The organism is Phenylobacterium sp., from assembly GCF_030680185.1.
GTDB lineage: Bacteria > Pseudomonadota > Alphaproteobacteria > Caulobacterales > Caulobacteraceae > Phenylobacterium.
Genome location: NZ_JAUXVZ010000053.1, coordinates 96,298 through 115,933 on the forward strand (window position 1 = coordinate 96,298; position 19,636 = coordinate 115,933).

Annotated in this window: 16 protein-coding genes; 6 read left to right on the forward strand and 10 right to left on the reverse strand. The window is 67.8% G+C overall.

Annotated features, from left to right (window positions below; genetic code table 11):
* Positions 1–17: 17 nt before the first annotated feature.
* The 5 genes from Q8L83_RS12585 to coxB form a co-directional block, all read right to left on the reverse strand.
* Positions 18–656, reverse strand: a complete 639-nt coding sequence (locus Q8L83_RS12585; RefSeq protein WP_370868393.1) for a cytochrome c oxidase assembly protein — start codon at positions 654–656, stop codon at positions 18–20.
* Positions 634–816, reverse strand: coding sequence for a hypothetical protein (locus Q8L83_RS12590; protein ID WP_305287436.1), 183 nt, complete (start codon positions 814–816; stop codon positions 634–636). The genes Q8L83_RS12585 and Q8L83_RS12590 overlap by 23 nt, the downstream gene beginning before the upstream one ends.
* Positions 816–1,793, reverse strand: coding sequence for a heme o synthase (cyoE, locus tag Q8L83_RS12595; RefSeq protein WP_305287680.1), 978 nt, complete (start codon positions 1,791–1,793; stop codon positions 816–818). The genes Q8L83_RS12590 and cyoE overlap by 1 nt, the downstream gene beginning before the upstream one ends.
* A gap of 98 nt (positions 1,794–1,891) precedes the next feature.
* Entirely contained in the window at positions 1,892–3,547 is a 1,656-nt protein-coding gene (gene ctaD, locus Q8L83_RS12600) for a cytochrome c oxidase subunit I (RefSeq protein WP_305287439.1), read from the reverse strand.
* 17 nt (positions 3,548–3,564) lie between these two features.
* Positions 3,565–4,533, reverse strand: a complete 969-nt coding sequence (gene coxB / locus Q8L83_RS12605; RefSeq protein ID WP_305287441.1) for a cytochrome c oxidase subunit II — start codon at positions 4,531–4,533, stop codon at positions 3,565–3,567.
* A gap of 301 nt (positions 4,534–4,834) precedes the next feature.
* On the opposite strand from coxB, the gene tldD reads away from it, so the two are divergent.
* Positions 4,835–6,265 carry a metalloprotease TldD gene (gene tldD / locus Q8L83_RS12610; RefSeq protein ID WP_305287443.1) on the forward strand — a complete coding sequence of 477 codons (1,431 nt, stop codon included), beginning with the start codon at positions 4,835–4,837 and terminating at the stop codon, positions 6,263–6,265.
* A 92-nt stretch (positions 6,266–6,357) separates the two neighbouring features.
* Complete coding sequence (locus Q8L83_RS12615) at positions 6,358–8,415, forward strand: TonB-dependent siderophore receptor (RefSeq protein WP_305287445.1); 2,058 nt, start codon at positions 6,358–6,360, stop codon at positions 8,413–8,415.
* Positions 8,416–8,455: 40 nt separating this feature from the next.
* Here Q8L83_RS12615 and Q8L83_RS12620 read toward each other — a convergent pair whose 3' ends face one another.
* Entirely contained in the window at positions 8,456–10,405 is a 1,950-nt protein-coding gene (locus Q8L83_RS12620; RefSeq protein WP_305287447.1) for a peptide MFS transporter, read from the reverse strand.
* Between the two features lie 208 nt (positions 10,406–10,613).
* On the opposite strand from Q8L83_RS12620, the gene Q8L83_RS12625 reads away from it, so the two are divergent.
* The gene (locus Q8L83_RS12625; RefSeq protein WP_305287449.1) at positions 10,614–11,093 is read left to right on the forward strand and encodes a DUF427 domain-containing protein; all 480 of its coding nucleotides are present in this window, start codon (positions 10,614–10,616) and stop codon (positions 11,091–11,093) included.
* A 10-nt stretch (positions 11,094–11,103) separates the two neighbouring features.
* Here the strand turns inward: Q8L83_RS12625 and Q8L83_RS12630 are convergent, their stop codons facing one another.
* Positions 11,104–12,462 carry a glutamate--cysteine ligase gene (locus Q8L83_RS12630; protein ID WP_305287451.1) on the reverse strand — a complete coding sequence of 453 codons (1,359 nt, stop codon included), beginning with the start codon at positions 12,460–12,462 and terminating at the stop codon, positions 11,104–11,106.
* Between the two features lie 111 nt (positions 12,463–12,573).
* Positions 12,574–13,311, reverse strand: a complete 738-nt coding sequence (locus Q8L83_RS12635) for a 16S rRNA (uracil(1498)-N(3))-methyltransferase (RefSeq protein ID WP_305287453.1) — start codon at positions 13,309–13,311, stop codon at positions 12,574–12,576.
* A gap of 78 nt (positions 13,312–13,389) precedes the next feature.
* Here Q8L83_RS12635 and ppk2 point away from each other — a divergent pair, with 78 nt between their 5' ends.
* The 3 genes from ppk2 (at position 13,390) to Q8L83_RS12650 (ending at position 16,978) form a co-directional block, all read left to right on the forward strand.
* A complete protein-coding gene (gene ppk2, locus Q8L83_RS12640; protein ID WP_305287455.1) occupies positions 13,390–14,172 on the forward strand; it encodes a polyphosphate kinase 2 in 783 nt (260 codons plus the stop codon).
* A 77-nt stretch (positions 14,173–14,249) separates the two neighbouring features.
* Positions 14,250–15,743: a sensor histidine kinase gene (locus tag Q8L83_RS12645; protein ID WP_305287457.1), complete on the forward strand. Its 1,494-nt coding sequence runs from the start codon at positions 14,250–14,252 to the stop codon at positions 15,741–15,743.
* Positions 15,744–15,883: 140 nt separating this feature from the next.
* Complete coding sequence (locus tag Q8L83_RS12650) at positions 15,884–16,978, forward strand: winged helix-turn-helix domain-containing protein (protein ID WP_305287459.1); 1,095 nt, start codon at positions 15,884–15,886, stop codon at positions 16,976–16,978.
* Here the strand turns inward: Q8L83_RS12650 and Q8L83_RS12655 are convergent.
* Together Q8L83_RS12655 and Q8L83_RS12660 are read right to left on the reverse strand one after the other, a co-directional pair.
* On the reverse strand, positions 16,968–17,777 hold the full coding sequence (locus Q8L83_RS12655; protein WP_305287461.1) for a hypothetical protein: 810 nt from the start codon (positions 17,775–17,777) through the stop codon (positions 16,968–16,970). The two genes, Q8L83_RS12650 and Q8L83_RS12655, sit on opposite strands and share 11 nt — an antisense overlap.
* Before the next feature lie 71 nt (positions 17,778–17,848).
* Positions 17,849–19,636 carry an ABC transporter ATP-binding protein gene (locus tag Q8L83_RS12660; protein WP_305287462.1) on the reverse strand — a complete coding sequence of 596 codons (1,788 nt, stop codon included), beginning with the start codon at positions 19,634–19,636 and terminating at the stop codon, positions 17,849–17,851.

Sequence of the window (19,636 nt, forward strand, 5' to 3'; positions counted from 1 at the left end):
GGGTGGTCTGAATGGTGCTATAGCCCCGCCCCTTGCGATCCGCCAAGAGCCGAAGCGGCCAGGTCCGTAGGGGCGTGCGTACGCGCCTCCGCCTGGGCGTCCTCGCTGGACGGATAGAAGGTGTAGGACAGGGTGATTTCGGCCTTGTTCCGGGTCTCGAAGTCCTCGGCGTATTCGGGATCGACGAAGTAGACCATCGGGAATTTGATGGTCTCGCCAGGGGCGATCGTCTGGTCCGAAAAGCAGAAGCATTCCAGCTTGCGGAAGTAGGCGCCGGCGGCCTCCGGCACGACGTTGTAGACCGCCCGGCCGGTGACCGGCGCATCGCCGTTGTTGGTGACGTCGAAGAAGGCCAGGCCCGTCTCGCCGATCTTCAGGGTCTGCGAGACCTGCTCGGACCGGAAGGTCCAGGGCAGGTTGCGGACATTGGTGTCGAACCGGATGTTCAGGGTCCGATCCAGTACGCGGGTGGGCGCCGCCTCAGCCCGGCTGACGGTCCCGTCAAAGCCCGTGATCTGACAGAAGGCGCGATAGAGCGGCACCGAGGCGTAGGCCAGGCCGACCATGCCGGCGAACACGCCGACGCAGATCAGGCCCAGCCGGGCGTTGCGGCGATTGCGGTCGGGGTTCGGTTCAGAGGGGGCGGTCAAGGATATTGGCTCCCAATCGAACGACGGTGACGAGGAAGACGAGAATAGCGAAGCTCACCAGGCCCAGGGCGAGGGCGATGTTGCGTCCCCGTTTGGCCTTGTGGACGTCCTGGGCCGGGACCGGCGCCTGGTCCGGCGCTTCTGGCGGGCTCTGAGGTTCGCTCATCATGCCGCTCCAGGAATCAGGTTCATGAAGGCCGGTGCGCCGATCAGCGCCTCGACCAGCAGGGTCGCGAACATGAGACTGAGATAGAGGATCGAAAAGGCGAACAGGTTGCGGGCGTCCTTCGCCCCGGCGCGGACGTCATAGAGGCGGCCGTCCACACGAGGGTCGGGGCTGTCGCCGGCTTTGCTGCGCAGCACCCGCCAGGCGAGGATCAGGAACACCGCGCCGCCCAGGCCGGCCACCGCCAGATAGGCGGACCCGCCCAGGCCGGTGAAGGCCGGAACCAGGCAGAGGGGGACGAACAGCAGGCTGTAGATGAAGATCTGCCGCCGGGTGGAGGCCGAGCCTGCGACCACGGGCATCATCGGCACGCCGGCCTTCTCGTAGTCTTCGCTGGTGTAGAGCGACAGGGCCCAGAAGTGCGGCGGGGTCCACATGAAGATGATGGCGCACAGCAGCCAGGCGTTGAGCGGGGTTTCGCCCGCCGCGGCCGCCCAGCCGATCACCGGCGGCAGGGCGCCGGCCAGGCCACCGATGACGATGTTCTGGGCGGTCGAGCGCTTGAGCCACATCGTATAGACGACGGCGTAGAAGAAAATGGTGAAGGCCAGCAGGCCCGCGGCGAGCCAGTTGACCGCCACGCCCATGAACATCACCGACAGCAGCGACAGCACCACGCCCATGGAGAGGGCTTCGGCGCCCTGCACGCGCCCCGCCGGCACGGGCCGACCGCGGGTGCGCCGCATGAGGGCGTCGATGTCGGCGTCGTACCACATGTTGAGGGCGGCCGAGGCGCCGGCCCCGATGGCGATGCAAAGGATCGCGACGGCGCCCAGCAGGGGGTGAATGGGCGCGCCGGCGCAGATCAGGCCCGTGGCGCCGGTGAACACCACCAGGGACATCACCCGCGGCTTGAGCAGCTGCACATAGTCCTGCCAACGGGCGGGCTGGGCGGTCACGGGGATGGCGGGCGTCATGGTCGCCAAGACATACTCCTAATCAGGCCCGCGACAACGAAGAAGGGCGCGGTTCGGCTGTGACCGATCCGCGCCCCTGTCTCGTCCGGGCCGTCCGGTCAGTGGTGGCTGTCGCCCTTGATGACCGGCGGTTCGTTGAACTGGTGGAACGGCGGCGGCGAAGGCAGCGTCCATTCCAGGGTCGTGGCGCCTTCGCCCCACGGATTGGCTTCGGCCTTACGGCGAACGATGGCGGCTTCCAGCAGGATCAGCAGGAAGACCACGACGCCGACCGCAGTGATCGCGTAGCCCACCGACGAGATGTGGTTCCAGTAGGTGTAGGCCTCCGGATAATCCACATAGCGGCGGGGCATGCCCTGCAGGCCCAGGAAGTGCTGCGGGAAGAAGATCAGGTTCACGCCCACGAACGTGATCCAGAAGTGCAGCACGCCGGCCCACTCGCGGTACTTCACGCCGAAGATTTTCTCGAACCAGTAGTAGAAGCCCGCGAAGATGGCGAACACCGCGCCCAGGCTGAGCACGTAGTGGAAGTGGGCCACGACGTAATAGGTGTCGTGCAGGCTGTAGTCGATGCCGGCATTGGCCAGGACCACGCCGGTGACGCCGCCCACGGTGAACAGGAAGATGAAGCCGATCGCCCAGAGCATCGGGGTGCGGAACTCGAGCGAGCCTCCCCACATCGTCGCGATCCAGGAGCAGATCTTGAGGCCCGGCGGCACCGCGATGACCATCGTCGCGGCCACGAAGTAGGCGCGCAGATTGATGTTCATGCCGACGGTGTACATGTGGTGGGCCCACACGACGAAGCCGACGAAGCCGATGGCCACCATGGCGTAGGCCATGGCGAGATAACCAAAGACCGGCTTGCGCGAGAAGGTCGACACGATGTGGCTGATGATGCCGAAGCCCGGCAGGATCAGGATGTACACCTCGGGGTGACCGAAGAACCAGAACAGGTGCTGGAACATCACCGGGTCGCCGCCGCCGGCGGCGTTGAAGAAGCTGGTGCCGAAGTTACGGTCGGTCAGCAGCATGGTGATGGCGCCCGCCAGAACCGGCAGGGACAGCAGCAGCAGGAAGGCGGTGATCAGCACCGACCAGGCGAACAGCGGCATCCGATGCAGGGTCATGCCCGGCGCGCGCATGTTGAAGATGGTGGTGATGAAGTTGATCGCGCCCAGGATCGAGCTGGCGCCCGCCACGTGCAGCGACAGGATGGCCAGGTCCATGGACGGGCCAGTGTGGCCGAGCGTCGAGAGCGGCGGATAGATGGTCCAGCCGCCGCCGAAGCCGCGGCCCGGGCCGCCATCGACGAACATGGACAACAGCAGCAGCACCCAGGCGGCCACCAGCAGCCAGAACGAGATGTTGTTCATCCGCGGGAAGGCCATGTCCGGCGCGCCGATCATGATCGGAACGAACCAGTTGCCGAACCCGCCGATCATGGCCGGCATGACCATGAAGAAGATCATGACCAGGGCGTGGGCCGTGACGACCACGTTGTAGCCGTGGTGGTTGGCGTCGATCCAGCCGAGCTGGTCGAGCCAGGAGCCCTGAACAAAGATTTGCACGCCCGGCTCGGCCAGTTCCCAGCGGATCAGGCCGGAAAGGGCGCCGCCCACGATGCCCGCCATGATGGCGAACAGCAGGTACAGGGTGCCGATGTCCTTATGGTTGGTGGACAGGAACCAGCGGGTGAAAAAGCCCGGCTTGTGGTCGTGGTCGTCGTGACCGTGTGCGGCGGCGTGAGCCATCTTACTCTACCCCTGGGTCAGTTCGCGGCCGCTGCGGCAGCAGGCGCAGCGGTCTCTTGCGGCGCAACGGCCGCCTCATCGGATTCACCTTCGACAGCCGCGGCGTCGACGCCGGCCTCGTCGATGGTGGGCGCAGTGGCCTCGGCCTCGGTGGTGGCGGCCAGGCCTGCGGGGTTGCCGCCCTTGCTGGCGACCCAGGCGTCGAACTCGGCCTGGCTCACGACCCGGATCTCGATGGGCATGAAGGCGTGGTCCACGCCGCACAGCTCCGAGCACTGGCCGTAATAGACGCCTTCCTTCTCGGCGGTGAACCAGGTCTCGTTCACGCGGCCGGGGATGGCGTCGGTCTTCAGACCAAAGGCCGGGAGGGCGAAGGAGTGGATGACGTCGGCGGCGGTGACCAGCACCCGCACCGTCTTGCCCACCGGAACCACCATCGGCTGATTGGCGGCCAGCAGATAGGGCACGCCAGCGGCTTCGGCCTCATCCCGGGGCAGCATGTTGGAGATGAATTCGCCGACCTCGTGGTCGGGATACTCGTAGCCCCAGTACCACTGGTAGCCGACGGCCTTCACCGTCAGGTCCGGGCGAGGCATGTCGTTATAATTGAAGAGCAGCCGGAACGAGAAAATGGCGATGAAGACCAGGATCAGCACCGGCACCAGGGTCCAGATGACCTCGATGGTGGTGTTGTGGCTGAACTTGGCCGGCACCGGATTGGAGCGGGCGTTGTAACGCACGATCACCCAGACCAGCAGGCCTGCCACGAACAGGGTGATGATCGTGATGATCGGCATCAGAATGACGTCATGGAAGAAGATCGCGTCATGCTTCAGCGGCGCGGCGGCCGGCTGTAGCGCAATCCCCTTAGGCGTAGGCTGACCCATCAGGTCCTGGGCCAGCGCCTGGACACCCCAGAACGCCGTCATGGCGACCGCGACGGCGCCTGCCGCCCACGTCCGCATCCCCTGCAAGCTCGACTTCATGTCCCCTCGGTCTCTTTGGCCGGGCCGACCTCCCGCCGAATGCGTGGTCGCCGCCCCCCGACTGAAACGAGGCTTCTGCGGCGAAAGACGTTCGCCACTAGGCCCTCAGCGGGCGTGCATACGCGCTCTCCCCAGGCTTGCCAAGGCGCAACGCGGTCCTCGGTGCTCGTCCAGGGCGAACGTGAGCGAGGCCATATGACGCATCCCGCCCCGCCCAAGTTTGCATCGCGCGGGCGCCTGACCGTGACGCGGAGCCTTGGAGTCCCTATGTCTTGGGATCTGCTCGTTTTCGAGGTCGCCCATGAACGCCCACACCCCCGCGCCATCCATCCTGGACTCCTGCGGCGTCGCCCCCGAGCGCGCCCGCGAAATCCTGGGCGAGGCTCTGGCCGGCGCCGATGACGGCGAGATCTTCGCCGAGCGGTCGGAGAGCGAATCGTTCCTTTTCGACGATGGGCGGCTGAAATCGGCGGCCTACGATTCGACCGAAGGCTTCGGCCTGCGCGTCGTGGCCGGCGAGACCGCGGGCTACGCCCACTCCTCCGAAATTTCCGAGGCGGCCCTGCGTCGGGCCGGTCAATCGGCGGCACTCGCCAAGCGGGGTTATCAGGGCGTGGCCGCCGAAGGCCCGCGCTCGACCAATAGCCGCCTCTATGGGGAAGACGATCCCCTGGCCTCGCCCGATTTCGCCGCCAAGGTCGCTCTTCTTCAGGAGATCGACGCCTGGGCCCGGGCCCGTGACCCGCGCGTGGTGCAGGTCATGGCCAGCCTCAGCGGCGAGCGGCGGATCGTCGAGATCCTGCGGGCTGACGGCCGGCTGATCCGCGACGTCCGCCCCCTGTCGCGCATCAATATCCAGGTCACCGTCGAGAAGGACGGCCGACGCGAGGTGGGCTTTTCCGGCGCCGGCGGCCGCGCCGGCTTCGAAGGCTGGATCAGCCCCGAAGCCTGGCATGAGCAGGGCGAGGAGGCGTTGCGCCAGGCCCTGGTCAATCTGGAGGCTGTCGCCTGCCCGGCCGGTGAAATGGACGTGGTGCTGGGCCCCGGCTGGAACGGCGTGCTGCTGCACGAGGCCGTCGGCCACGGGCTGGAGGGCGACTTCAACCGCAAGGGCACCTCGGCCTTCTCGGGCAAGATCGGCCAGCGGGTGGCCGCCCCCGGCGTCACTGTGTTCGACGACGGCGCCCTGGCCGGCCGGCGGGGCTCGCTGACGGTGGACGACGAAGGCACGCCGACCGAGCGCACCGTGCTGATCGAGGACGGCATCCTCGTGGGCTACATGCACGACCGCATGAGCGCCCGGCTGATGGGCCACGCCGCCACCGGCAATGGCCGCCGCCAGTCCTACGCCCACCTGCCCATGCCGCGGATGACCAACACCGCCATGGAGGGCGGCTCGATCCCCCGCGAGGAGATGATCGCCTCGACGAAGCGCGGTCTCTATTGCGCCAACTTCGGCGGCGGCCAGGTGGACATCACCAATGGCAAGTTCGTCTTCCAGTGCACCGAGGCCTATCTGATCGAGGACGGCAGGATCACCTCGCCGGTCAAGGGCGCGACCCTGATCGGGGACGGCCCCTCGGCGCTCACCCGGGTGACCATGATCGGCGACGACTTCGGCTTCGATCCCGGCGTCGGCGTCTGTGGCAAGTCGGGCCAGAGCGTGCCGGTGGGCGTCGGTCAGCCCTCCCTGAAGATCACCGGCCTGACCGTGGGCGGCACCAGCCTCTAAGGTCCCAGAACGGCGATTGGCGAACCTGTCAGGGATTTAACTGGTCCTGACTGTCACGGCTGAGTCATCTGGCCTCCGGAGGAGAGACCCAGATGATCACCCGCGCCCTCGCCGCGTTCGCCGCGGCCTGTCCGCTGGCCTTGCCGGGCCAGGCCCTGGCCCAGACGCCAGAGCCCCTGGCCGAGGCCGCCCTTGCCGCCGCGGAGGGCCCCGGCGCGATCAGCTATCCTCCAGCCTTCTTCGCCGCCGCCAGACCGACCACGGCGCTGGAGATGATCGAGCGGCTGCCGGGCTTCGTTCTCGACGGCGGCGACAATGTGCGCGGCTTCGAAGGCGCAGCGGGCAATGTGCTGATCGACGGCCGGCGGCCGGCGTCAAAGTCCGACGATCTCGAAGAGATTCTCCGCCGCATTCCCGCCTCGCAGGTCGCCCGTATCGACCTGATCCGCGGCGGAGCGCCAGGCATCGACATGCAGGGCAAGTCGGTGCTGGCCAACCTGATCCGCACAGAGACCAGCGCCGTCCAGGGCCTGGTCGCCCTGGCCGGGCGCCATGTCTATGACGGGCGCAATCTCCTTGGCCTGCGGATCGAAGGATCGGGCCGCATGGGCCAGACCGCCTGGGAGGCGGGCTTTGTCGGCGGCCAGGGTCCCGACGATGGCGCCGGCGACGGTCCCCGGATCCGCACCGACGGGACCGGCCTGCCCCTGATCGCCAGCTTCGTCGACAGCGAGGGCACGGGCACGAACGGCGCGCTGACCGGCGCGGTGGAACGGCCCCTGGGCGGCGGCCAGTTTCGAGCCAATGGCCGGCTGTTTGTCGATCACTTCACCTATGACGAGCTCAATCTCGGGCCGGTCACGCGGGAAGTCAGCCGCGAGGTTTTCGACCTGACCGAGACCGAGCTGGGGGCGAGCTTCACACGGCCCCTGGGACCGCGCACCAGTCTTGAGGTGATCGGCCTGCGCCAGACCGCCGATGAGACCATCGAGTCGCAGTTCGACGATCCCACCTATCGCGGCCGCTTCGACCTGGAGAGCCAGACCACCGAGACCATCGGCCGCGGCGTCCTGCGCTGGCGCCAGACCGAAGCCCTGTCCTGGGAGATCGGCGCCGAAGGGGCGATCAACACCCTGGAAAGCGCCACGGCCTTCGCCGAAAACGGCGTCCCCGTGGCCTTGCCGGCAGCCAATGTGGAGGTGGAGGAGCGCCGCGGCGAGGCCTTCGCCAAGCTGGCCTGGCGGGCCAGCCCGCGGTTGACCCTGGATGGCGGGCTGCGGTTCGAGGCCTCGGACATCTCGTCCGAAGGCGACGTCGAGCTGGAAAAATCCCTGCAGTTCGCCAAGCCGCAGCTCAGCCTGACCTGGGCGCAGGACGAACACACCCAACTGCGGTTCCGGGTCGAGCGGACGGTGGGCCAGCTGGACTTCGACGACTTCGTCGCCTCGTCCTCGCTCAATACCGGGGTGCTCCTGGCCGGCAATCCCGATCTCGATCCCGCCCAGGAATGGATCGTCGAGGCTGCGGTGGAGCGGCGATTCTGGACCGGGGGCGCTCTGGTGGTCACCCTGCGCCGCGCCGAGATCATCGACGTGGCCGACCGGGCGCCGGTGCGCCTGGACGGCGGCAAGATCTATGACGCCCCGGCCAATATCGGCTCAGGCGTGCGCGAGGAGCTGGCCCTGACCCTGACCCTGCCCTTCGACCGGCTCGGTCTGAAGGGCGCCCAGCTGCGGGGCGAAGGAACCTGGCGCAACTCCGAGGTCGAGGATCCCACCACCGGGGAGTCCCGGGAAATCTCGGGTCTGCGGCCGGTGGAGTGGGAGGCCCACTTCACCCAGGACCTGCCGTCCATGTCCTCCACCTGGGGGATCGATGTGTTCGGCGGCTGGCGCGAGACCTACTACCGCTATGACGAGGTTTCGACGACCAAGCTGCGTCCGTTCGTCGTGCCCTATGTGGAGTGGAAGCCGCGGGCCGACATCGTCCTGCGGTTCGAAATTCCCAATGTCACCGAGCGGGGCCTGCGCCGTACGCGCACGGTCTATGCCGGCCCCCGCGACAGCGCCGACATCGCCTATGTGGACGACCGGCATATTGATTTCGGCCGCATGTACCGGGTCCGCATCAGCAAGACGCTGGGCGGCTGAGGGCGCGGCGGCGGCCTGAGCGGGCCGCCGCTTCACCACATTAGGCGTTGCGGTCGTCGCGCAGGGTCTGCGGGTTCACCGCCTGCCGTTCGCCGTCCAGGGTCGGCGCGATCGGCTCGGGCGAGAGACCGCCGCCGGCGCTGACCCCATGCGCCCAACCCTTGATGAAGAAGCTGAGCACGATGAACACGACGCCCGCGCCCAGGCCCCAGTAGCCGAGCATTCGGAACACCTCGACCGAGCTTTGCAGCGCTGCGGCCGGATCCAGCACCTGGCCGCCGACCGTTTCGGTGCCGGCCAGGCCGGCGATCCAGCCGCCCACATACTGGGCGATGGCGCTCGACAGGAACCAGACCGCCATCATGAACGACACCACCGACGCCAGCGAGAGCTTGGTGATCTCCGATAGGCCCACGGGAGACAGGAAGAGCTCGCCGGTGGTGTGCAGCAGATAGAGCAGGCCCAGCACCATCAGGGGCACGCGGAAGCTGGCGTCGGCGAGACCTGCGCTCCACACCACCACCATGAAGCCAAGGCCGGCCTGCAGCAGGCCAAGACCGAACTTCATGGTCGGATCGGGATCCATGCCGCGCCGGCCGAGGAAGGCCCAGAGGGCGGCGAAGATCGGCGCGAAGATCAGGATGAAGCCGGCGTTGAACGACTGCACCTGGGCTGCGGCGATGCCGGAGTTGATCCAGCCCCACCAGCTGCCAGTGTCGACGCCAGCAGCCGCCAGTTGTTCGGGGGTGCCCATCGGCATGCCCAGGAAGGTCGTCGCCTGGTTGGTGATGGCGAGATCCACATTGCGCGCCGCAAACAGGTTCAGCGAGGTGCCGGCCTGTTCGAACAGGGTCCAGAACACCACGGCGCCGAAGATCAGCACGGTGGCCAGCATCATCCGCTGGCGTTCGATCTTGGTCTGGCAGACCCGCAGGATCACATAGGCGATGATGACCAGCGAGGCGATGATCGCCAGGCTGAGCACCCATCCCACCACCGCGTTGCGCTGCACCAGCCACCAGACGACGCCGATGCAAGGGATGGTGGCCAGGTAGATCAGCCATTCGCGGTTCAGGGGCCCAAGGATCGGGGCCTTGAGCTTCTCGGGCTCCGGCGGCTCCCCATGGCCCTCCAGCAGCGGCTTGCCGAGGACGAAGACGACCCAGCCCAGGGCCATGCCGATGCCCGCCAGACCGAAGCCATAGCCCCAGCCGAAATGCTGGCCGAGCAGACCGCAGAGCACCGAGGCCCAGAAGGCGCCGAGATTGATCCCGTAGTAATAGAGGGTGAAGCCGGAATCCCGCCGGGGGTCCCCCTGCGGATAGAGCTGCCCGACGATGGTCGAGATGTTCGGCTTGAGGAAGCCCACCCCCAGGATGATCAGCGAGACGGCGAGATAGAAGATGTTGACCCCCACGGGGTCGGCCGTCTGAGCCATCTGGTAGCTGCCCGCCGGCAGGACCTGCGGCAGGGGCGCGGTGGCGGGCAGGTCGATGATCTGTAGCCCGCCGCCTGGGGCGGGGCCGAAGGCGTAGGGCTCGCCCTCCACCACCAGCCGGACCTGGCGGCCATCCATCCGGCCCTCTGCGGCGACCTCATAGGTCTGGCCGGCATAGGTCAGAACCTCGCGGGTGGGTTCGCCCTCGACCGCCATGGCCAGGTGGCCGGCCACCAGCAGCAGGGCGCCGAAGGCCACGGCCTTGCGGGTGCCCAGATAGCGGTCGGCCAGGATGCCCCCGATCAGGGGCAGCAGATAGACCAGCGAGGTGTAGGAGCCGTATTGGGCGTTGGCGACGTCGTCGTCGAACAGCAGGTGCTGGGTCAGGTAGAAGATCAGGATCGCCCGCATGCCGTAGTAGGAGAACCGCTCCCACATCTCGGCGAAGAACAGGACGATGAGACCCCGCGGATGGTTGCGCATCAGCTGGAGCAGCACCGGCAGTCCGGTGAGCAGCGTGATGAGCACGCCGAGCACGATGACGATGTTCATGAATCGACTTCCGCCTGATCTGCGTTGAGCCGGCCCCGCAGGCCTGCGCCGAGGTTCATTCGACCCGGGTGGCCCCGGAAAGCGGGGAGAAGATCACGCAGACTGCGCCAAGACAAGCAAGGCTCGTCCAACGTCACCGCCGATCGGCGCGATGGGGAGCCAACCAGCCGCATCAGGCGTTCCCCCTGAGTTCGAAGGAGAAGACCCCATGAGCGACGCCGGATCCAACCACGCCATCGAAATCGTCCCCGCCGCCGGGCGCATGCGGGTGGCGTTCGAAGACCACATCATCGCCGACAGTGACGATGTGCTGATCCTGCACGAGGGCCGGCTGGCGCCTGTGGCCTACTTCCCCAAGGACGATATCGAGATGGGCTATTTCGCGCGGACCGACCGCTCGACGCACTGTCCGTTCAAGGGAGACGCGGCCTATTACACGGTGACGGTCGTCGGCGAGGTTCTGGAGAACGTCGCCTGGACCTACGAGGACCCCCTGCCCGGCGCCACGCGCATCGATGGTCGCGTGGCCTTCTATGCCGACCGGATGAAGATCTATGCGGTGGGCGACGACGTCGCGCCCAACGATCATCACCGCGACGTGGACGCCGTCGTCCAGCACACCGACTCCGGCGGCGGCCAGAGCCAGAAGGACCACTGGGCGCCGAATGTCGAGACGCCCAAGGACTGACCCCCTCGCCTCAGAAGGCCAGGGTCTCGTAGGCCTTGGAGAGGTCGCCCTGCCAGGCGCCGCGATAGAGGTCGAGCATCCGCTCGGCCGGGGTCTTGCCGCTCGCGGCGATCTCGTCCAGGTCCGCCAGGTAGCCGGTCTCATCGACCAGCCCGCCGCTCAGGCGGTTGCGGGCCTTGAGCCCCTGGCGGGCGATGGCGAGGACGTCCTTGGCCACGTCCTGCACGGTCCGGCCGTCGATCTGCGCCTTCAGCCCTACCCTGGCCACCTGGCTGCGCAGGTCTTCGTGATGCTCGACAGACCACCCCTTGCAGAGGTCCCAGGCCGCATCGAGGGCGGGCTGGTCGTAGAGCAGGCCTGTCCACAGGGCCGGCAGAGCACATAGGCGGCTCCAGGGGCCAGCGTCGGCGCCGCGCATCTCCAGGTAATATTTGAGCCGCACCTCGGGGAAGATGGTGGTGACGTGGTCGGCCCAGTCCTTGATGGTCGGCCGCTCTCCGGGCAACTCGGGCAGCCGGCCCTCCATGAACTCGCGGAACGAGCGCCCGGCCACGTCGATGTAACGGCCCTCGCGCTTCACGAAGTACATCGGCACGTCGAGCGCATAGTTGGCGTAGGTCTCGAAACCGAAGCCATCCCTGAACACGAAGTCCAGCATGCCGGTGCGGTCGGGATCCACATCGGTCCAGACATTGGCCCGGGCCGACAGGAAGCCGTTGGGCTTGCCCTCGGTGAAGGGAGAATTGGCGAACAGGGCCGTGGCGATCGGCTGCAGGGCCAGGCTGGTCCGGAACTTCTTGACCATGTCGGCCTCGGACCCGAAGTCCAGGTTCACCTGCACGGTGCAGGTGCGGAACATCATGTCCAGGCCCATGCCGCCGACCTTCGGCATGTAGTTCCGCATGATCTTGTAGCGGCCCTTGGGCATCACCGGGATCTGGTCCCGCGTCCAGGTGGGCGTGAAGCCAAGGCCCAGGAACCCCAGGCCAAGTTCGTCGGCGACCGTCTTGACCTCGGAGAGGTGGCCGCCGGTCTCGTCGCAGATCTCGTGCAGGTCGCCGAGCGGCGCGCCCGAAAGTTCGAACTGGCCGCCGGGCTCCAGGCTGACATTGGCGCCGTTGCGCTCAAGGCCGATCAGGGTCTCGCCCTCGAACACGCCTTGCCAGCCAAACCGCATCAGGCCGGTCAGCAGGGCATGGATGCCGTTAGGCCCCTCGTAGGGGACCGGCGAATGGTCTGCGAGATAGAAGGGAAACTTCTCGTGCTCGGCGCCGATGCGCCAATCGGCCTTGGCTTTGGAGCCGTCGGCGAACCAGGCCACCAGGTCTTCGAACACCAAAGGACGCTGGTCGCAAATGACGTCGGCCATGTCTCTCTCCCCAGCCCGACAATATTCTCGCCACGGCCAAGGCCCGATAGCGGCGGCGATCTTTACGCCGTTCGCTGAAGTGGGCGCAACGACGGCGAAGCGCAATGGCCCCTATCGCGGCGTGACGCAATCACCCCAGTCGCCACAGACGCTTTGCCACAGGGTCAGCGCGCTGATGGCGGCGGTGTCGGCCCGCAGGATTCTTGGGCCAAGCGTGGCGGCGATCGCCTGGTCGAGCCCCCGCAGCCGGGCGCGTTCGGTCGGTGAAAAACCGCCTTCGGGGCCGATCAGGACGGCCCAGGGACCTGCGGGCTGGTCCTTCAGGGCCTGCAGCGCCGGGGGCGCGTCGCCAGCTTCATCGCAGAACAGCAGCCGTCGTGAAGGCTCCCAGGCATCCAACAGGTCGGCCAGTCGCGCCGGCGCTTCGATCTCCGGCAGGTCGATTCGGCCGGTCTGTTCGGCGGCCTCGACGGCGATGGCGTTGAGCCGCGGCAGGCGGATGTGATCGGGATTGGTCCGCTCGGTCACCACCAGGCGCACCCGCCGCACGCCGAGTTCGCAGGCCTTTTCAATGATCGTCTCCAGCCGCGCCCGCTTCACCGTGGCGACGATGAGATCGAGGTCGGGACCAAGGGTCTGCCCCCGGGTCTGGTCCTGCACCTCCAGGATCGCGCCACGTTTGCCGCTCTCGATGACCACCGCGCGCCATTCCCCCTGGCGGCCATTGAACACCAGCAGGGGATCGCCCGCGGCCCGGCGCATGACGGCGACCACATAGCGGCTCTGGTCGGGATTGAGGCCAAGCCTGGCGCCCGGCGCAAGATCGTGGGTGACGAACAGACGGATCATGAAGCGCCTTCTAGCGGGGGACGCCCCCGGCCGCATAGATCATGGCGTGACCCCCGGCGGCCAGCGTAGGGTTCGCCCATGAGCAAGTCCGACAAGACCGCCAAATCCGACGAGTCCTATGACGAGGCCCTGCCGCGCCTGCAACTCGCCCTGGTGAAGATGCAGCAGCAGGCCATGGCCAACGGCGAAAAGGTGCTGGTCATCCTCGAGGGCCGCGACGCCGCGGGCAAGGACGGAACAATCCAGCGGATCACCGAACACATGTCGGTCCGCGCCACCCGGGTGGTCGCCCTGCCAAAGCCGTCCGACGTGGAGCTCAGCCAATGGTATTTCCAGCGGTTCGTCAGCCATCTGCCGGCCGGCGGCCAGTTCGTGATCTTCAACCGCTCCTGGTACAATCGCGCCGGCGTCGAGCGGGTCATGGGCTTTTCCACCCCGGCCGACCAGGAGGACTTCCTACGGGAGGTTCCCCTGTTCGAAGAGATGCTGGTCGGATCGGGCATCCGCCTGGTGAAGATCTGGATGGACGTCACCAAGCCCGAACAGGCCGAGCGTCTGGCCGAACGCAAGGACGATCCGCTGAAGGTGCTGAAGTCGAGCCCGCTGGACGCCTTCGCCCAGCCGCGCTGGGACGACTACTCCGCAGCCCGTGACGAGATGCTGCGGCGCACCGACACGGTGCTGGCGCCCTGGGTCTGCGTGAAGGCCGATCACAAGAAGACCGCTCGACTCAACGTCATCCGCCATCTGGTGAACACGCTCGCGCCGGCCGACATCGCCAAGAGCGTGGAAGCGCCCGATCCCGATGTGCTCTTCCGTTTCGAGATCTCGGCGCTCACCGATGGTCGGCTTTGCGACTGACAGTTTTTTGTTGGCCTGCGCGCTCTCGGGACGGCTAGATTGCGCCTCAACACCTTTGGCGTGGAGCCCTCGCGTTCGTGTCCCAATCCGGTGAGAGCAAACCCACGGGTCACGGGAGCGATCGCGTCGCCTTTCTGCAGGCCGGCGGCGAAACCGGCGCTCTGATCGCGCAGCGGGACTGGTCGAAAAGCCCCATAGGTCCGATCGAAGATTGGCCGCAGAGCCTGCTGACGGCGCTCAGCATCGTCCTGCACTCCCCCACCCCAATCGTCATGCTCTGGGGGCCACAGGGCGTCATGCTCTACAACGACGCCTATTCGGTGTTCGCCGGCGCCCGCCATCCCGAGCTTCTGGGCAGCAATGTCCTGGAGGGCTGGCCCGAGGTCGCCGACTTCAACGCCCACGTCATGGAGGTGGGCCTGGCGGGCGGGTCGCTGTCCTACAGCAACCAGGAACTGGTGCTATACCGCCACGGCCGGGCCGAGAACGTGGTGATGAACCTCGACTATTCGCCGGTCTTCGACGAGGCCGGGGCGCCGGCTGGCGTCATCGCCGTCGTCGTGGAGACCACCGAACAGGTCCGCGCCGAAACCGCCCTCAAGGCTGAGCGCGACCGCGCCCGCAGCGTGCTGGAGGGCATGACCGACGGCTTCATGCTGCTGGCCCACGACTTCACCATCCTGGAGATCAACGCCGAGGGCGTCCGGGTGGACGGTCGCCCGCGGGAAGCGTTCATTGGCCAAAATCACTGGGAGGTGTGGCCAGACACCTACGAGATGACGCTGGGGCGGATCTACCGCCAGGCCATGAGCGAACGCACGGCCTTCGCCATCGAGAATCGCTACGTCTTCCCCGACGGGCGGGCGACCTGGCTCGATGTCCGCGGCAATCCTGTCGATGAGGGACTGGCCGTCTTCTTCCGCGATATCACCGAGCGCAAGCTGGCCGAAGAGCACCTGCGGCTGATGGTGCATGAGCTGAACCACAGGGTGAAGAACTCCCTGGCGACGGTGCAGGCCATTTCCGCCCAGACCCTGCGTGGCCGCGAGGTGCCTGTCGAGGTGCGTGAGGCTCTGACCTCGCGTCTGCTGGCCCTGGCCAAGGCCCACGACGTGCTGACCGACGCCCGGTGGGCCGGCGCCCGCCTGGAGGAGATCGCCGCGCAGGCCGCAGAACCCTATGGCGTCGAACGGTTCCGGATCGAGGGGCCGGGGGTGATCCTGCCGCCCCGCGCCGCCATCGCCATGGCCCTGGCCTTCCACGAACTGGCCACCAACGCCGCCAAGTATGGCGCGCTGAGCAACGAGTCCGGCGAAATCCAGCTGGGCTGGCGGCTGGAAGAGGCGGCTGACCCACCTAAGCTTCAGCTGAGTTGGCGCGAGCGCGGTGGCCCGCCGGTCATTCCGCCCACGCGAAAGGGCTTCGGCTCAAGGCTGATCCAACGCGGCCTGGCCGCCGAGTTTGTCGGTGAGGTGCGGATGGACTTCCCGCCCTCGGGCCTGGTCTGCGAGATGGAGGTCGCGCTGCCGCCGCCGGGGGCTGACGCCTGGGCCGACTGGCCCGAGCGCTGACCTGGCCGGCCAGCTTGCCCCCTGCCCCTCCGTCTCCTGAACACCTCAGCGCCGCCCAGGCCCGCCGCATCGCCCTGGGGGCGCAAGGCTTTGGGCGCGCTCGACCAATAGCCCCTGGACGCCGCCATCTGGTCGACGCCATGGCCCGGCTGGGCGTGGTTCAGATCGACTCGGTCAATGTGGTCTCCCGCACCCACTACCTGCCCTTCTTTTCTCGGCTCGGGGCTTATCCGCGGGAGGCTCTGGAAGGGCTGGCCTGGGGCAAGCGGCCGCAGTTCTTCGAATACTGGGCGCACGAGGCCTCCCTCCTGCCCCTGACAACCCAGCCTCTGCTGCGCTGGCGCATGGAGGACGCCCGGGAAGGGGTCGGCGTGTGGAAGGGGGTCGCCAGATTCCTGAGGGACCACCCGGCCCTGATGGAGCGCGCCCTGACGGCGGTGGCTGACCGCGGCCCGCTGTCGGCCTCGGAGCTCGAGCTGGGGGTCAAGGGCGCCGGCGGCTGGTGGGGTTGGAGCGAGGCCAAGCGGGCGGCTGAATGCCTGTTCTGGACCGGGCGCCTCACCACAGCCACGCGGCGGGCGACCTTCGAGCGGGTCTATGGCCTGCCCCATGAGGTCCTGCCGGCCGATATCCATGAGGCGCCTTCACCCACCCGCGAAGAGGCCCAACGGGGCCTGCTGAAGATCGCCGCCCAGGCGCAGGGGGTGGCCACCGAACGGGACCTGCGGGACTATTTCCGCATGGGGCCGGCCGAGACCCGGGCGCGGATCGCCGAGCTCGTGGAGGCCGGCGACCTCGTCCCTGTGACCGTGCGCGGCTGGGACCAGACCGCCTATCTCGACCCGGCCGCCCGTCGGCCCCGGCGGATCACCGGCGCAGCCCTGCTGTCGCCCTTCGACAACCTGATCTGGTTCCGGGAGCGGACAGAGCGCCTGTTCGGCGTGCGCGTGCGGCTTGAGATCTACACCCCGGCGGAAAAGCGCACCCACGGCTACTACGTCCTGCCCTTCCTGGAGGACGAGGCGATCACCGCCCGGGTGGACCTGAAGGCCGACCGCAAGGCCGGCCTGCTCCGCGTGATGGCGGCCCACGCCGAACCGGACGCTACGGCGGAGACGCCCGAGAGACTGACCACGGAGCTGCGCCTCATGGCAGGCTGGCTGGGCCTGACCGACGTGATGGTGGAGGCCCGCGGCGACCTTGCGCCAGCCCTGGAGGCCGCCCTCAGGCGTTGAGCGACTTCGGTCGCATCACCAGCCACGGCGTCGGGCCGAGCCGCCACTCCCAGACGGCGATCAGCTGGTCGAGGTGGTTGGAGGCCATGAGCCAGTCCGGCAGCGGCAGGGTCCGTCCGCCAAGGGCCAGCTGCGTGACATGATGGGTCGGCGCAAAACGCTCGGTCAGACGAGCGACGACGCCCGGCCGATAGACCTCATGGGCCTCGACGATGATGTGCGTGTGGGCCAGGGACGGGCTGAGGTCGGGGCGCAGCAGGTCGTCCTCGGCGCCCTCGACATCCATCAGCACCAGGCGACGCGGGCCGGCGAGGGCTTCGAAATCCTCCGGCCGCAAAGTCTCGCCGACGGTCACGCGGTCGCCGACGCCGTTCAGCGCCGCCATCTGGGCGCACGCGGCGCGCGCCTTGGGCTCGGTGTCGAAGGCGAGGATCTCGGCGTCCGGCGCCAGCAGGGCCATGCCGACGGCGTAGTAGCCCTCGGCGCACCCCACATCGATCACACAGTCCAAGCCTTCGGCCGCCAGGGCCACAAGGTACGGGTGGAGTTCGGCCTCGTAGGTCCCGAGTAGCCGGGGCGCCAGGGCGCCCTCGGTGGCGCCGGCCCCATAGGCCATGCCGACGAAGGGACCCTGGAGCACACGGCGTCCGTGGTGGGCCACAAACGCGTCCACGATCACAGAGGCGCGCCAGAGGGCCAGGACGCGGAGGGCCAGCGCCAGTTCGCGCGGCTCGGCCAGAGATGGGCCCCGATCGAGCCGTTCTCGCAGCCAGCGCACGACATTGTCGGCATAGTTCAAGGGAGCCCCGATCCTACTGAGCCCCACCCAACTTGACCGTGGCCTATTCGGCCCTCCGCGTCACGCTCAACCTAGCCGACGCCCTCCGTCACGGCGTGCAGGCGGGCATAGGCGCCGCCCTTGGCCACCAGTTCGGCGTGCCGGCCTTCCTCCACCACCCGGCCGCCTTCGAAGACCAGGATGCGGTCGGCCCCGCGGATGGTGGACAGGCGGTGGGCGATGACGATGGTCGTACGCCCCGCCATCAGCTCCTCCATGGCGCCCTGCACGTCCCGCTCGGTCTGCACGTCCAGGGACGAGGTGGCCTCGTCCAGGACCAGGATCGGCGCATCGGCGAGGAAGGCCCGCGCCAGGGCCACGCGCTGGCGCTCGCCGCCCGACAGCTTCACCCCGCGCTCGCCCACCAGGGTCTCGTACCCCTTGGGAAGGCGCATGATGAAGTCGTGCGCCCGGGCGCGACGGGCCGCCAGGGCCACCTCTTCCGGGCGGGCGTCGGGCCGCGCATAGGCGATGTTCTCCGCAATGGTGCGGTGGAACAGGGCGGGGTCCTGAGGCACCAGGGCGATGGCGCGGCGCAGGGAAGCCTGGCTGACCTTGGAGATATCCTGGCCGTCGATCAGGATGCGGCCAGACTGTACGTCGTAGAGCCGCTGCAGCAGCTTCACGAAGGTGGACTTCCCCGCCCCCGTCGCGCCGACCAGGGCGACCTTTTCCCCCGGCGCCACGATGAGGGTGAAGTTCTCATAGAGGGGCGAGGCCGCGGCCTTGTAGCCGAAGGTCACCCGGTCGAAGGCGATCTCGCCGCGCTCGCCGCGGAAGGTGGCCGCATCGGGCGCGTCGGCCACTTCGGGTGGGGTGACGGCGTAGCGGGCGACGTCCTCCACGTCGTCCAGGCCCTTCTGCATCATCCGGATGTTCTCGCCGAGATTGCGCAGATAGCCGCTCATCAGCATGAAGGCGGTGATGGCGAAGACCACGTCGCCGGCGGTGGCCTGGCCTTGCGACCATAGCCGCAGCAGCAGGCCCGTCAGGCCCGCCTGGAGGCCGACCAGCAACAGGTTGTGCCACAGCCAGACGTTCATGAATCGCGTCCAGGTGATCAGGGTCAGCCGCCGCCACAGGGCCGTGACGCCGCCGATCCGAGCCTCTTCGCGGGTCTCGGCCCCAAAGGCCTTCACCGTCGGGTTGGAGCCGATGGAGTCCGACAGGGCGCCGCCGATCCGCGAGTCCAGGGCCACCGACCTCAGGTTGGCCGGCCGCACATAGACCGTGGTCAGCCAGAGGTTGGAGACCAGGTAGAGGATCACGACGGCCAGGGAGAAGATCCCCACCAGGGGCCAGCGGGCGATCATCATCACCGACAGGCCGATCAGCACGATCAGGGCCGGTCCCAGCCACAGGATGACGGCGTCGGAGACCATGTCATAGCCCCACATACCCCGACTGAGCCGCCGCACGGTGGAGCCGGCGAAGGTGTTGGCGTGCCAGTCCGAGGAATAGGACTGGACCCGCTGGAAGCCCTCGTCGGTCATGTCCTTCATGTTGGCTGCGGCCATCGGATTCCAGAACCGGAAGGCGATGTTGCGCACCACGGTGAAGGCCAGGAAGACGCCGATGAAGATCGCCCAGGCCCGCCAGGCGAGGTCGGCCTGATCAGGACCTGCGGCCACGATGTCCATCAGCCGGCCCGCCGCCCAGGGCAGGGCGAGGTCGAAGCCGATGGCCACCAGGGTGAGCGTCACCGAGGTCCAGAACAGGACCGGCCGCCGCAGCCAGAAGGCGCCGATGAAGCCCAACACTTGGCGGTTCGAGAGGGTCCGCTCGGCCTGGTCGTCCGTATCGTCATAGTGGTCGGTCAT

Bases quoted from the DNA above. Each gene is read 5' to 3' on its own strand.
- cyoE (WP_305287680.1), bottom strand. From the start codon at position 1,793: ATGACGCCCGCCATCCCCGTGACCGCCCAGCCCGCCCGTTGGCAGGAC.
- Q8L83_RS12660 (WP_305287462.1), bottom strand. From the start codon at position 19,636: ATGACCGACCACTATGACGATACGGACGACCAGGCCGAGCGGACCCTC.
- Q8L83_RS12650 (WP_305287459.1), top strand. From the start codon at position 15,884: ATGGCCCGGCTGGGCGTGGTTCAGATCGACTCGGTCAATGTGGTCTCC.
- Q8L83_RS12625 (WP_305287449.1), top strand. From the start codon at position 10,614: ATGAGCGACGCCGGATCCAACCACGCCATCGAAATCGTCCCCGCCGCC.
- Q8L83_RS12630 (WP_305287451.1), bottom strand. From the start codon at position 12,462: ATGGCCGACGTCATTTGCGACCAGCGTCCTTTGGTGTTCGAAGACCTG.
- ctaD (WP_305287439.1), bottom strand. From the start codon at position 3,547: ATGGCTCACGCCGCCGCACACGGTCACGACGACCACGACCACAAGCCG.
- Q8L83_RS12620 (WP_305287447.1), bottom strand. From the start codon at position 10,405: ATGAACATCGTCATCGTGCTCGGCGTGCTCATCACGCTGCTCACCGGA.
- ppk2 (WP_305287455.1), top strand. From the start codon at position 13,390: ATGAGCAAGTCCGACAAGACCGCCAAATCCGACGAGTCCTATGACGAG.
- tldD (WP_305287443.1), top strand. From the start codon at position 4,835: ATGAACGCCCACACCCCCGCGCCATCCATCCTGGACTCCTGCGGCGTC.
- Q8L83_RS12615 (WP_305287445.1), top strand. From the start codon at position 6,358: ATGATCACCCGCGCCCTCGCCGCGTTCGCCGCGGCCTGTCCGCTGGCC.
- coxB (WP_305287441.1), bottom strand. From the start codon at position 4,533: ATGAAGTCGAGCTTGCAGGGGATGCGGACGTGGGCGGCAGGCGCCGTC.
- Q8L83_RS12590 (WP_305287436.1), bottom strand. From the start codon at position 816: ATGAGCGAACCTCAGAGCCCGCCAGAAGCGCCGGACCAGGCGCCGGTC.
- Q8L83_RS12635 (WP_305287453.1), bottom strand. From the start codon at position 13,311: ATGATCCGTCTGTTCGTCACCCACGATCTTGCGCCGGGCGCCAGGCTT.